The 13,785-nt window shown below is 46.3% G+C and carries 13 protein-coding genes; all 13 read left to right on the plus strand.

Annotated features, from left to right (window positions below; all coding sequences use genetic code 11):
* The 13 genes from FCN25_RS12835 (at position 1) to FCN25_RS12890 (ending at position 13,785) form a co-directional block, all read left to right on the plus strand.
* Positions 1 to 225 carry a hypothetical protein gene (locus FCN25_RS12835; protein ID WP_137225377.1) on the plus strand — a complete coding sequence of 75 codons (225 nt, stop codon included), beginning with the start codon at positions 1 to 3 and terminating at the stop codon, positions 223 to 225.
* A gap of 12 nt (positions 226 to 237) precedes the next feature.
* Entirely contained in the window at positions 238 to 1,806 is a 1,569-nt protein-coding gene (locus tag FCN25_RS12840) for a phage portal protein (RefSeq protein ID WP_137225379.1), read from the plus strand.
* Positions 1,718 to 2,593 carry a head maturation protease, ClpP-related gene (locus tag FCN25_RS21170; RefSeq protein ID WP_254693640.1) on the plus strand — a complete coding sequence of 292 codons (876 nt, stop codon included), beginning with the start codon at positions 1,718 to 1,720 and terminating at the stop codon, positions 2,591 to 2,593. Before FCN25_RS12840 ends, FCN25_RS21170 begins: the two co-directional genes overlap by 89 nt.
* Positions 2,594 to 2,652: 59 nt before the next feature.
* On the plus strand, positions 2,653 to 3,777 hold the full coding sequence (locus FCN25_RS21175; protein ID WP_368074072.1) for a ClpP-like prohead protease/major capsid protein fusion protein: 1,125 nt from the start codon (positions 2,653 to 2,655) through the stop codon (positions 3,775 to 3,777).
* Between the two features lie 113 nt (positions 3,778 to 3,890).
* The gene (locus FCN25_RS12850) at positions 3,891 to 4,211 is read left to right on the plus strand and encodes a DUF2190 family protein (RefSeq protein WP_137225381.1); all 321 of its coding nucleotides are present in this window, start codon (positions 3,891 to 3,893) and stop codon (positions 4,209 to 4,211) included.
* Entirely contained in the window at positions 4,204 to 4,530 is a 327-nt protein-coding gene (locus FCN25_RS12855) for a hypothetical protein (RefSeq protein ID WP_137225383.1), read from the plus strand. Before FCN25_RS12850 ends, FCN25_RS12855 begins: the two co-directional genes overlap by 8 nt.
* A gap of 8 nt (positions 4,531 to 4,538) precedes the next feature.
* Positions 4,539 to 5,090, plus strand: a complete 552-nt coding sequence (locus FCN25_RS12860; RefSeq protein ID WP_137225385.1) for a hypothetical protein — start codon at positions 4,539 to 4,541, stop codon at positions 5,088 to 5,090.
* Positions 5,091 to 5,115: 25 nt separating this feature from the next.
* Positions 5,116 to 5,541, plus strand: a complete 426-nt coding sequence (locus FCN25_RS12865; protein WP_137225387.1) for a hypothetical protein — start codon at positions 5,116 to 5,118, stop codon at positions 5,539 to 5,541.
* Positions 5,538 to 6,257 carry a hypothetical protein gene (locus FCN25_RS12870; RefSeq protein ID WP_137225389.1) on the plus strand — a complete coding sequence of 240 codons (720 nt, stop codon included), beginning with the start codon at positions 5,538 to 5,540 and terminating at the stop codon, positions 6,255 to 6,257. The genes FCN25_RS12865 and FCN25_RS12870 overlap by 4 nt, the downstream gene beginning before the upstream one ends.
* 83 nt (positions 6,258 to 6,340) lie before the next feature.
* A complete protein-coding gene (locus tag FCN25_RS12875) occupies positions 6,341 to 9,820 on the plus strand; it encodes a tape measure protein (RefSeq protein WP_137225391.1) in 3,480 nt (1,159 codons plus the stop codon).
* A gap of 43 nt (positions 9,821 to 9,863) precedes the next feature.
* Positions 9,864 to 10,241: a hypothetical protein gene (locus FCN25_RS12880; protein ID WP_137225393.1), complete on the plus strand. Its 378-nt coding sequence runs from the start codon at positions 9,864 to 9,866 to the stop codon at positions 10,239 to 10,241.
* Between the two features lie 34 nt (positions 10,242 to 10,275).
* Positions 10,276 to 12,714: a hypothetical protein gene (locus FCN25_RS12885; RefSeq protein WP_137225395.1), complete on the plus strand. Its 2,439-nt coding sequence runs from the start codon at positions 10,276 to 10,278 to the stop codon at positions 12,712 to 12,714.
* A 78-nt stretch (positions 12,715 to 12,792) separates the two neighbouring features.
* Positions 12,793 to 13,785, plus strand: coding sequence for a hypothetical protein (locus FCN25_RS12890; protein WP_137225397.1), 993 nt, complete (start codon positions 12,793 to 12,795; stop codon positions 13,783 to 13,785).

The raw sequence follows: 13,785 nt of genomic DNA on the forward strand, positions 1-13,785 counted from the left end.
ATGGATAACCAACATAAAAAAATCAAAGGCTATCGTGATTTAAGTCAGCAAGAAATTGATTTGATGAATGAAGGTAAAAAGTTGGCTGAAGAGATGCGGGCTTTTATCAATAAGCTTGAGGCTGATTCCGATACTGATAAACGTGCTGTAACGATTGCAAAGACGAACCTTCAAACAGGTTGCCATTGGGTTACACATTCAATAGCTCGCCCTGACTCATTTTAAAAGAGGCTCAATATGAGCATTATTAACGATGCACTATCGTATTTATCCCCCGGATGGGCGCTAAAACGACAGGCGGCGGCAATGAGTTATCGCAACCTTAAAGGTTACGAAGCTGCCAGCCCAAGCCGAACTCATAAAGCCAACAAAGAGGGGCGAGGTGCCAATCAAGCGGTATTTGCAGCAGGTAAAAGCCTGCGTGAACAAGCGCGTTGGTTAGACGAAAATCACGACCTCAGCATTGGCATTTTAGACCGCATGGAAGAACGGGTAATTGGTGCCCAAGGTATTGTGGTTGAGCCACAACCCCGCAGTATCAGTGGTGAAATCCTCGACGAACTCGCCAACGACATTCAGCGACGTTTTGCAGCATGGTCATTAAAGCCAGACGTAACAGGGCGCTACACACGGCCAGAGCTTGAACGCTTAGTGTTACGTACCGCATTGCGTGACGGTGAAGTATTCGGCCAGCAAGTGCGTGGCAAGGTTGCTAAGTTTGGTCATCCCAACCCGCAAGGTACCCAATACAGCATTGAAGCGTTAGAACCTGATTTCATTCCGTTTGAACTTAACGATGTATCAACCCGCGTTCGTCAAGGATTAGAGGTTAATGGTTGGGGGCAGGTGGTTAATTACCATGTTTTGTTTGATCACCCGTCTGACCAAATAGGCTTTCGCTACAAAACTAAAATGGTACCCGCAAGTAACATGCTGCACCTTGGCATGTTTAAGCGTTTGCATCAGCTGCGCGGTATCAGTATTTTTCACGGCATTTTAACCCGCCTTGGCGACATTAAAGACTATGAAGAATCCGAACGAGTCGCAGCCCGTATTGCTGCAGCGTTAGCGTTTTATATCAAACGCGGTGACGCCAGTATGTTTGGCCTAGATGGTGATGCCAAAGCTGACCGCGAAATAAACATTGCACCAGGCATGACCTTTGATGATCTCGCTGTCGGTGAAGATGTCGGCATGATTGAGTCAAACCGCCCTAACGTGCATTTAGTTGATTTTCGTAATGGCCAGTTAAAAGCCTGTGCCGCGGGTACCCGTGGCAGTTACTCAAGTATTGCCCGTGATTATCAAGGCAGCTACTCAAGCCAACGCCAAGAGCTGGTTGAGCAAGACGAGTCGAACCGCATTATGCAGCAATGGTTTTGTGCCGGTTGGGCACGACCTGCGTTTCGTAACTGGTTGGAAATGGAGTTAATGAACAAGCAAGACCCTATAACCCTGCCGCCAGACCTAGACACCCGCACCTTGTTTGATGCGGTGTATTACGGTCCAACAATGCCATGGATTGACCCCCGCAAAGAATCCCAAGGTTGGGAAATGATGATAGCCGGTAATGCCGCAACCGAGGCTGACTGGGCGCGAGCTCGTGGCCGTAACCCAAGCGAAGTTAAACGACAACGTCAACGTGAGGTGAAGTTTAACCGCGAAAACGACATGGTCACGGGTAACGACCCAGAGCCACAAAACGGAGTAACCCCAAGTGAAAAAGACGCTAATGCATCAGGCGGCCGTGGCCGCAGCAATGTTGTTCGCACCACAAGCAAGCCTGACCCTGACGCCGACCAATAAGCCCGATAAAAGCTGGTATAGCTTAAAGGCGCAAAACGGTAATGCCGAATTAATGATTTATGACGAAATTGGGGGCTGGGGCATTAGTGCCCGTCAGTTCGCCAGTGACTTACAAGCATTAGGAAAAATCGGCACCTTAACGGCGCGGATTCATTCACCAGGTGGTGATGTGTTTGAAGGCATGGCTATTTACAACATGATTAAAGGCCATCCAGCGCACAAGGTTTGTCATATCGACGGACTAGCCGCATCAATGGCCAGTGTGATTGCCATGGCTTTTGATGAAGTCATCATGCCAGAAAACGCCATGATGATGGTGCATAAACCATGGGGCGGCACATTGGGTGACGCAGAGGATATGCGCAAATATGCCGACTTACTCGATAAAGTCGAAGGTAACTTAGTTGGTGCTTATCAACAAAAAACAGGTTTGCCAGAAGATGAGCTACATACGCTTTTGGCGGCTGAAACATGGCTAACTGGCCGCGAAGCGGTTGAAAAAGGTTTCGCCAACACCCTCACTGAACCGCTGCAAATGGCGGCTTCGCTTAACTCAAAAAGACTCAAGGACTTTACTAATATGCCTGAAGCTCTAAAAAACCTGTTTGCACCACAGGGTAATGTACCTGGTGCAACTAATACGCCTGCGCCAGCCGTCAATACCCCAGCCGCATCGGTACCAGCACCCGCGGCACCGTCGCAAGCTGATATTCAAGCTGCGGCTAAGGCAATGAACAAGGCGCGTATCGACGGTATTAACGCTGCATTTAGCTTCTTCCCCTACTAGCGGAGTTAAAAAACAGCTGTATTGCCAATGATGATATTGACGCAGATAAAGCCAAAGATATGATTTTGGCTAAGTTGGGTGAAAACACCACGCCGTGTGCTGTGTTGCCTCGCACGACGATTCACTCGAGCAACGGTAACATCGTTGGCGACTCAATTCGTGCTCAGCTATTAACCCGTGCAGGGCACGCAGAGCGTGAGGCATCAAATGCTTATGCTAGTTATAACTTGCGCGATCTTGCCCGTGCCTCATTAACGGATCGTGGTATTGGGGTGTCTGGCATGAACCCTTTGCAAATGGTGGGGTTAGCGTTTACTCATTCATCATCTGACTTTGGCAACATCTTGTTAGATATCGCTAATAAGTCAGTATTAATGGGTTGGGAAACCGCAGAAGAAACCTTTGAACGCTGGACCAAAAAAGGTCAGTTAGGTGATTTTAAAATTGCCCAACGTGTTGGTTTAGGTGACTTCAACAGCTTGCGTCAAGTGCGCGAAGGTGCTGAGTATAAGTACGTGACAGTTGGTGATCATGCACAACAAATTGCCTTAGCTACCTATGGTGAGCTTTTCTCTATTACTCGCCAAGCAATTATCAATGATGATATGAGCATGCTAACTGACATTCCAATGAAAATGGGCTTTGCAGCTAAAGGCACCATTGGTGATTTGGTTTATGCGGTTCTTACGCAAAACCCAAAAATGGCAGACGGAAAAGCCTTGTTCCATGCCGACCACGGTAACTTAGGTTCTGGTGCGCCAAGCGTAGCGGCACTTGATGCTAACCGCATGTTAATGCGTAAGCAAAAATCGGGTAATCGTAGTTTAAATATTCGTCCTGAATTTGTGTTGTGCCCTGTAGGGCTCGAAACCACAATGAATCAGATCATCAAATCTAGTTCAGTTAAAGGCGCCGATGTTAATGCGGGTATTGCTAACCCTATCCAAAACTTTGCTGAAGTCATTGCTGAGCCTCGTTTAGATGATAGCAGCGATAAACAATGGTTCCTTGGCGCTGGTAAAGGGCGCGACACCATTGAAGTGGCTTACCTTGATGGTATCGACACGCCTTACATTGAACAGCAACAAGGTTTCACCATTGACGGTGTTGCAACCAAAGTGCGTATTGATGCCGGTGTAGCACCGCTTGATCACCGTGGGTTAGTTAAATCAACGGGTGTGTAACTCAATCGTAAACCTCATGCCTTTTGCAACAAAAGGGCCGCTAACTTTTATTAAGTAGCGGCCTTTTTAATGTCCGGCTTTTAACAATCAGCAATTCTTATCGGGAATGAATTATGAAAAATTGTGTATCAGATGGTAATACCATCGACTTTATCGCCACTGCGGCTGTCGCCAGTGGTGAGCCAGTATTGTTGGGTAAAGTAGTTGTCGTGTCTTTGGGTGCGGTCGCAGTTGGTGAACCTGGTGTGGGTGCAGCCGAAGGTGTGTATGAACTGCCTAAAGTCGAAGCCGATGACATTGGCCAAGGCGCGCAAGTTTACCTTAAAGCAGATGGCACCATTACCTCAACGGCATCGGGCAACACCTTAGCGGGTAAAGCTTGGGCGGCAGCAGGTAACCCAAGCCTTACTGTTTGGGTAAAAATCAATGCCTAGCTTGGCATCGGTATTTGCTGACCGAGTAAATGCCAAAATAGCGCGGCTGTTCCGTAAATTGGCAGACCCGTGCGAGTTTGCCCCAAACAATGGGGCAGCATCCTACACTCGTTTAGTATCATTAGACGATAACGGCAGTGAGATCGCCGCATCGTCTAATGAGTACATGCCAGAGTTAATCATGCGTGCTGAGTTTCTACTGAGTGAGGGTGATATTAGTTCTGGCGATGTATTCACTATAGATGCTACCGAGTGCCGGTTAACCCAACGGGTTAGCACCGATTCGGTTTGTGTGACCTATGTGTATTTACAAATGTAGGTGTTGTTATGGCATTAAACAGTACAGGCTTTGACGCGGTTGATCGCGAGCTTAAACGCATGCGTGATGCGCAATCACCCGCCATTAATAGTGCCATAGATGATGCGGCTAAATTTGGTCAACAACTGGCAGTGGACGCCATATTTAACAAGTACGGCTTTAAGTCTAAGTCGTATGTTGAACAACATTTCAGTGTCAGCATTAACCCAAAAACCCTAACCGCGTCGGTTAGCGCAAGGATGCGTGCATCATCGTTAACCCGTTTTGCAAGTCCACGTTACAAGGTGGGGAAGCGTTCGGCAAGGGTAGCCGGTGGCTTTAGCATAAACGTTATTCGCAATAAGCCTGTGTTGTTTAGTGGTGCGTTTACCGTCATAGGTCGCAACGGCAATCAATTAATGTTCAGTCGCAAAAAGGGTGACAACTCTTGGCGCAGCTTGAATGGACAAAAAGCGTTATACGGCCCTTCAGTGGCAGGCAGCTTTGGGTATATGCGTGACGATTTACAGCCACCCATTATCGCCCATCTGCGTAAAAAATATGGCCAATACGCTAAGTAGTTACATTCCTGTTTAGAGGTTCCCCATGATCCAAACCATTTTAAACCGACTTGCATTGGTTGACGGTGCAGTGGTGCGCGAAGGCTTTTATGCCCAAGGCCTTGCAAGAGAATCACAGTTTATTTTTTTGCAACCTTATACCGATTTATTCGGCGCTAAAAACGGCATCAACCCTTACCGCGACGATCTCGCATTGCAAGTTGTTGCCGGTATCAACTTAAGCAAATCGACCACTCCCACAGCTGAGCTAATCAATTTGGTTCGCGACATTCGCTGCGCATTCTTTAAAGACGAACGTAATACCGAAAAACCGTCATGGCTACCCAAAGCTATTACGTTTAAAGAGTCAGAGGCGTGTAAATACATTATGCCCGAAGCCCATGAAAAACATGGATTAGCGGTCATCACTTTAACCTTAATTCATACAGTACCATTCGGAGAAAAACTATGAGCGAGACAGTAGTAGAGAGCTACATCGGTTCGGGCATCGTGTATGTCAACGGCCGCGATGTGGGTAACGCCAGTGGCGTGAATATCTCAATCGAGCAAGAAACCAAAGAGCAGCCGAACTATCGCGGTGGTGGCGGTAATGCTGCTGAAATCACCGTGGTTAAATCGGTTAACTTATCCATGACACTAAACGACTTTAGCAACGCCAACTTAGCGTTAGCACTGCGCGGTAAAATTGATGTGTTAACTGCAGCAGAAGTGACCGCCGAACCGATTGTTGCGGCGCTAGATGGCCTAGCCGACACGGCTAAAATGATTGATACCGAGATTCCGGTGGTGGTTACCGATAGTACAGGCAGTACGACTTACGATGTGAATGACGATTACATTGTCAGTGCTGCGGGTATTCGCGCATTAAGTTCGGGTGCCATTACTGCAGGTGAATCACTTAAAGTCACTTACACCAGTAAAGCCGGTAATGCGCTGCAAGCGCTGGTTGAGTCTGGCGAAGAAGTGAAGGTGGTCGTTGACGGTATTAACGACGTGACGGGTAAGGCAAGCGTGCTTAAGTTTTACCGCTGGAAACCTACCCCAACATCGGGCCTAGACTTAATTGGCGACGACTTCGGTTCATTCGACATCGAAGGCGGCGTACTTGCCGACAGCAGTATTGTTGCTACTGGTAAGTCTAAGTTCTTTGTGCGTAGCGCAGCGTAAACGATACCCCCAATCAACCCACATCATTTTAATTAATTGATGTGGGTTTTTTATTTTGTTTTGTAACGTTAATTTGGTGATGTATGAGTTTTAAAGACCAAGTCATTAACCTGATCATTCAGGGAAAAGATTTATTTTCGAGCGAAGCCAAGAAGTCAGAAAAGGCTGTGGCCGAATTAGCGGCAGAAAGCGAAATTTTAAATGCGCGCTTAAAAGAGCTAGAAGATTTACAAGCCGCAGCCAACTCGATTGATGATCTAACCGCATCAATTGCCAAGGGTGAAAAGGCGTACAAGGATAATTCTATTGCGCTTGATAAGTTAGTCGCGCAACAAAAAGCAGCAGCCAAAGAATTAAAGCAACTTGAAGCTGCGCAAAACCAAGCGCAGGGCACTACCAACGAATTAGAACAGGAATATAACCAAGCCCAAGCTGCATTAGTTAAATACGAAACCGAATTACAACAAGCCCGTGTTGAAGTTGAAAAACTCAGTACCGAGCAGCAACAAGGTGCCACGGCCAGTAAAGAGCAAGCCGCGGCACTCAATAAAGCCACTACTGATTTACAACAATTAACCAACGAGCAAACCAGCGCTAAAAACAGTGCTAAAGAATTAGCCACAGCATTAGATGCCCAGCGTCGCGAACTGCTCCAAGCGACTACCGCAACAGATGCAGCCAGTCGCACCAAAGCGGAATACACCTTAAATGTAAAAACCGCCCGCAGTGAATTAAATAAACTGGCCACTGGCCTAAACAAAAACAAAACCGAACTCGATAAAAATACCGCCAGCTTAAAAAATGCCGGTATCAGCATGGACAACCTTGCAGATGCCAGTAAAGACTTAAAGCAACAGCAAGCCGCAGCCGAGACCGCATTAGGTGGCGTTAACACCAAGCTTGCTAAGCACAATAAATTACTGGTCGAGTCTAAAAAAGATGCCAGTGATTTTGGTGGAAGCATCAAAAGCGCGACTGCGTCACTGGTTGCAATGGCCGGTGCCTATATTGGTGTTGATAAACTGTGGGAAAGCCTAAAGTCGGTACTGACAGCCGGCGATGACGCTGCGGCGTTCAGTGCGCAAATGACTGCCATGATGGGCAGTATTGCCAGTGGTGAGCAGGCAACCCAATGGATTAAAGATTTTGCTAACAATACCGGCACCCGTTTAGATTCGGCTAAACAAGCCTTTGCATCGTTAAAAACATTCGGCATCGACCCAATGAATGGCAGCTTACAAGCCATGGTCGATTACAACGCTAAGTTAGGTGGCAGCCAAGAAAAGCTTGAGGGTATTATTCTTGGTGTTGGCCAAGCATGGGCTAAACAAAAACTGCAGGGTGAAGAAATACTGCAATTAGTTGAACGGGGTATACCTGTTTGGGACTTACTCGAACAAGTCACCGGTAAAAATGCAGTTCAATTGCAAAAGATGAGTGAAGCGGGGCAGCTTGGCCGCGATGTTATGCAGCAGCTGTTTACCGAAATGGGCAAGCAAGCCAATGGCCAAGCATCTAAAAGCCTTGAACGCTTAAGTGGTCAAGTTAACTTGATGTCCAACAAATGGACCGAGTTTAAAACCATTATTGCTGATTCTGGTGCGTACCAGGTAGCGGTTGATTTTATTCAATCGTTAAATGATAAGTTTGATGAACTGAATAAAAACGGCCAAATCAAACAGGCCGCGCAAGACATTAGCGACTTTTTTACCACCATGATCCGCGATGGTGGCGCCAGCATTACCGCAACACTTGAGAATATTGCCGCCTTTGCTCGGGCGTTAAACTTCATAAGCGGTTCACTTAAACTTGTTTGGAACAGTATTACCGCAGGGTTATCTGCGATTGCATTGGTTGCTACGTCATCGTTCGCAACTGTCATTGATGCTTATGCATTTATGATTGAAAAACTAGGTGGTGATGAATTAGCAGCCTCAATTCGGCAGGCGTCTGGCGCAGTTAAAGCGATTGCTGAAGGTTACAAACAGCAAATTGAGCAAGACAGCAAAGATATTGATGCAGCTTGGCAACAAATGTCTGATGGAGTCGAAAAATCCACTACTACTGCTTATAAAGCTGCAGGCGAGGCAGCGACTAAAAGCGCTAAAGTGCAGACTGATGCCGCTGAAAAAGTGGTAGATGCACAGCAAAACCAAGGTGATGCTACCGACGAACAAACTGCCAAAATCAAAGAGTTTGAGCTGGCAATGTCTAAAGCTGGCATTACCACTGTCACGGTATTACGCGAACAGGCCGCAGCAGCCAAAGCGACGTATGAAGAAGTTAAACAAGGTGCTGCTGATGGTGTTGCATCTACCAATGAACTTAACCAGGCATTTTTAAAATACGCTGAAGCATCGATAAAAGCCGCCGTTGCCGGTGATAAGCAAGTTGAGGCCAGCATTCGCCAACAAGCGGCCAACCTTGGGTTAGCTGATAATATTGATTCACTAATAGAACAATATCGTCGTTTGAGAGATGTGCAAGTTGGCTTAGGCAATGACAGCGAAGAGACAGATAAACAAGTTAAAAACGCGAACGAAGGCATTGGCACTACCATGGAAAATACCATGGGAGTGGTTGTTAAAAGTTCGCAGCAAGCAGGATCTGCACTTGCAAGTGTGGCTCAGTTTTTTACCGATTATTTGAAAAGTGTTACAGCTGAAGTTGCTGAACTAAGCACCGGTGCAGTGGCTTACTTTAAGTCGATACTTTATGGCCAACGACAGTTAACCGACTCAAGCAGTGAGCTAGAAAAAACCATTCAGGTTTACAAAAATCTACGTGGTGAGATTGGTGATCTGCTCGATGTGCAAGCTAAGTCAATCGATTTTACCGGCATTAGTAATTTTGCCCGTAACGCCGAAATTGCAGGTAAGCAAGCGCAAGTAGCCTATTATGGTCAGCGCATCGAACTGTTAAAAATGGTTGATGCACTCAATGCTGCCGAAAGTGGCAACCTTGGTTTAATCAATAGCGCCGAACGTGCGGCTAACTCAATGAACTTGATGAATGATCAAGACTTGGGTGTGCTGCGCAGCGCTATTGATTCAGCTAAATCAAGCATGGACTCGTTGCGCGACAGTGCTCAATCAACACTTGATACCTTGCAAGATGAACTAGACGGCTACTTAGGTCGTCAAGACGAAATCGAAAAGCGCCGCTATCAGCAAGAGCTTGCAGATATTAAAGCCCAGTTAGCCGCCGCAGAAACAACAGGCGACAAGTCGTTAATCACTCAATTGAAAGAAGCCGAAAAAACGCTAAACAAAGTTTACGCTTACCGCACCGCCGAAATAAAAGCCCAGCAAGACGCTAGCGAAAAGCAAGCCATTAGCGATGCTGCAACCGCTAAACAACAAACCACTGCAGCCAGTTCGGTGCAAACCAATGTGACCACTCAAACCCAGTCAAGCACGACCCCAACTGCCGCCGCAACCAGCAGCGACACTGTGGTATTGCAGCTGCAAGTGGGTAACAGCACATTTGATGCGCAAGCCAAGCGCAGCATTGTGAATGAATTGGTGGCTGAAATTAAGCGCCTGCAATCGGTAGGTGGTTAGTTTGGCTTGGCAACGTTAGGCACATTAAAGAGTAGGAGGCGCTATGTATAACACCACTATCGACACCATTGTGTTGACCGAGCCATTGCACTGGCTTAACCGCAATAACACCCAGCGAGTATCGGCCAATATGAAACGGGCCCTTAACGGTGCCCCGCATATTCAACAAACAGTCATACCCGCAGGCATTACGTTAGAGCTTGGCAGTAAAAACGGTTGGATGCTCCGCAGTGAGTTTGAACAACTGCAAGCCCACGCAGCAAATACACTCACCGAATTTACGATAAACCATGACGGCAGTGACATTAATGTGATGTGGGATAACACCCAGACCAGTGTGATCACGGGTGATGATGTTGACGACCTATTGGGCGGTTATCCGTTACTGACGAACGTGGTATTACGATTTTTAACGCTGTAACTCTTTCTCGCTTATTGATAAACACAGGTGGCCCATGAGCATTACCCGTAATAATTTAAAGATATTTAAACCCGAACTGTTGGGTACCAGTGACGATGCAGGTGGACAGCGCACCCGTAACGCCGTCGAGTCCGGCAAGTTGAATGAGTTGTTTACTGCTATTTCTGATATCGACCACGCGCAATCATCACTCGATATTGTTAAATGCTATCCAGCGTTAGACACCGCAGACACAGGCACCTTGCTTGATGCTCATGTGTTTATTAGTCAGCCACCCACCGACCCGCTCGTGTCTATGTTATTGGTTGAGGCCGATGCATTCGATGACGAAGACCGCATGGTCGAAATGAAAGAAATATTAGAGTCGTCGGTGACTGCAGGATCATTAATCCGTCAAGGCGCACCAGGCTTCTTACCTAATCAAAACAGCTTTAGCCGCGAGTATTTACAGTCAACATACATCTTTGACGGCAAAGAATATCGCAAAACTACCAGTTTGCGTGTTGGCCAAGTGATTGCGATTGCTGTTGAGTACCCAGGCGTTGAAGATGCCGACTGGCCGCGCAAGATACATTACTGCATGGTGACCGATACTAATGCACCAGGTAACAGTGAAGGCAATATTGTATTTGACCCACCAATCGATTTTGCGACACCTGAATATAACGTTACGATTAATTCAACATCTAACTGCACTAAACTGCGATTAACCAACGAAGCCAGCCCGTTAACGTTTCACGGCGTGAGTAAGTTAACTGCCGCGAGTAGCAACAAGAATCTAGCCGTTGCCGCAGTACAACAAAACTTGTTGCCAGTGGTGTTGAGCGAGCAAGTTAAAACGGGGCAGGCCATTAGCGACGGTGACATAGTGCGTAAAACGGTTACGCAAAATGCGACAACGGCGCAAAGCTATCAGTTCGCGCTGGTCGATGTGTTGCAAGGCGATAACACGGCAATAGATTACACCCCAATCACCAGTTACACATCGGGCGGCATTCAATATGGCAGTGACGATGCCATTGTGGTTGTAAGTAGTGACACAGTAAGTGTGACCTTATCGCGCAAGCCTGATCTTAATACTCCTGTGTCGTTGCAATATATTTCTGGGGTGTCCTATCAAAACTATGACAATGTTGATGAGTTTCCTGTCGATCGCGAATTGGTACCAAATACGTTAACAGGTACTGTTTATTATCAAAGCAGCAAGTATCAATTTGTTGAACGTGATGGTGCTTTATACATCACAGTTGTTTCGAGTGTTGGGTCGCTTGTTGTTCGAGAAGAAATACGTGCAGCCATTGTGGACTATCAAACAGGCAGCATAACGCTTGAGAATGGTATATCTAATCTTGAGTATGTTGGCTTAGTCATTGCGCCAGAATCTGCCAATGTGGCTACGTTCGTATTGAATGCAAGCGATGCATTGTTAGATACCTTTTACGTGCAAGTGTTTACCGTGGGCGATGTGTTAATCAGCGCCAGCTGCGACAGTAACGGCACGGTAACAGGCACAGGCATTAGCGGCAGTATTGTTAATAACCTGGTGCAGTTGTCGTTTACTCAAGACGTTAAGTTAAGCACTTTACGGTATGACATTACAGAGCAAGTGCGCAATCTACCGCCTGCTGATATTTATGGCCTAAACCCACTGCGGATCCCCAATGCAGGCATAGTCGATATTTACCGTGCTTGGGGCACAATTGCCGTGTCGCACACTGACTATCAAAACGTCGTTAGCCCAAGCAATGGTTCGGTGATTACTATTCGCACGGGCAGTAACTTTGTTGATATTACCGATGCAAATGGTGCCAGCTTGTGGACCGCAACCAGTGACCATTTTACAGTTGATAATGCCGCCGGTACCGTTACCTTAAACAGTGACTTTAGCGGCTTTACTGCGCCGTTTATTTTAAGTGACACCATTAGCGAGTTAGCGTTAGTCACGGCAGTGAACACCAATACCGTCACTATTTCTGCGGCGTTGTCGCGTGAATATCCAATAGGTTCAAGTGTGGCCAGTGTGCAAATACTCGGTGACTTACAAGCGCGAGTCGGCAAAGTGCGCGACATGACCAGCTGGGCTAACAATTGGGACCTAGACGGTGAGGCAGCCCAAGGTACGTTAAACACAGTTGATTACCCAATTGAAGTCACTAACGCTGCAGCAGTGAATGAAGATTGGGCCTTGGTGTTTATCTCTACCACAGGGTTCCGTTGTGTCGGTAAGCGTATTGGCCAAATTGCCACAGGCGACACGGTAAACGACTTTGCCCCGATTAACTCGCTAACCAATCAACCTTACTTTGTGATTCGCTCCGGTGCGTTCGGTGGAGGGTGGAACCCGGGCGAAGCGATTCGCTTTGCCACAGTTGCCAGCGCAAAACCCGTTATGCCAATTCGCACAGTGCAAGCGGGCCACAGCCAAATCAACACCGACCGCGCTGTATTAGCGTTTCGCGGTAACGAAGCTTAATGACTTTTTAATTAAAAACTATTTTTCGAATGAGTGCTGGCAGCAATGTCGGTACCGCTTTCGCGTGAGGGAAAAATCATGGGATTACCAGTAACAGTTTACAAATCTACAGACGTAGGTTCTCCACAAGTTGCATCAGGAAAACCAAGCGAAATATTGAATGTATTACAAAAATGTCTAGTCGATGGTTATGGTAGTAAAGCTAGCTTAGGTTGGTTATTACTTGATCGAGATGACTCATTAAATCGTATTGCGTTTAAGAATGATGTTAGTAAAGGTGCATCAGGTAACTGCTTTATCGTGAAGTCTTACAATGGCACAGATGCAAACAATAATTCTTTATGGTTACAAAGTGCTAAGTCATTTATCAGCTTAGACTCATTAGATGGTCTTGGTTACATGAATACTATGACACCACCACCATCAACTACAGTTTGGACATTAATTGGAACAGAGCACGCTTTCATACTTCTTGTTGGTAAAGCTACCAGTAAAATGGGTGGTTGGGTTCAATTTAATGAGAGCGGTTTTTTTGCAGGTGATTATACTCCATTAGTATCATCAGATGCTGGTCGGTTCATATTATTTTCCGATAGACTAACCGCTTTATCGAGTACAACAACAGGAAAAACATCACAAGCATGGCCTAATTATTTTGGTAATTTAACTTACTCACAATCACAGGTAGATTGCTTACAAATTTATGATGCTGACAACATAAATAACCCTAATAGTTACACGATAATGATAGATAATTCAATATCCATATCATCAGTAACAGAGGAAGCGACAACGTCTCCAACTATGGATGTTTATTCACCGCTAATTATCAGATTGTTTGCTAAATCAGTACATTCGGCAGGTTCTGATAGGGTTGGCTCCCCTTGGAAATTATCAGAAATATCACCAGTTATGCGGGGTATTGTTCCGGGTATTATCAATCGTTATTTCGGTAGAAATGGCAATGATGATTATCCATACCCAGAGGTGACTATAAATGGTCAGCAGCACATGATGCTACGTTGTGGCGGTGGTGGGTGTAATAGTTTTATTAATTTAGAGGAATGGTAA

Source organism: Shewanella sp. MEBiC00475 (assembly GCF_005234075.1).
Taxonomy (GTDB): Bacteria; Pseudomonadota; Gammaproteobacteria; order Enterobacterales; family Shewanellaceae; genus Shewanella; species Shewanella polaris.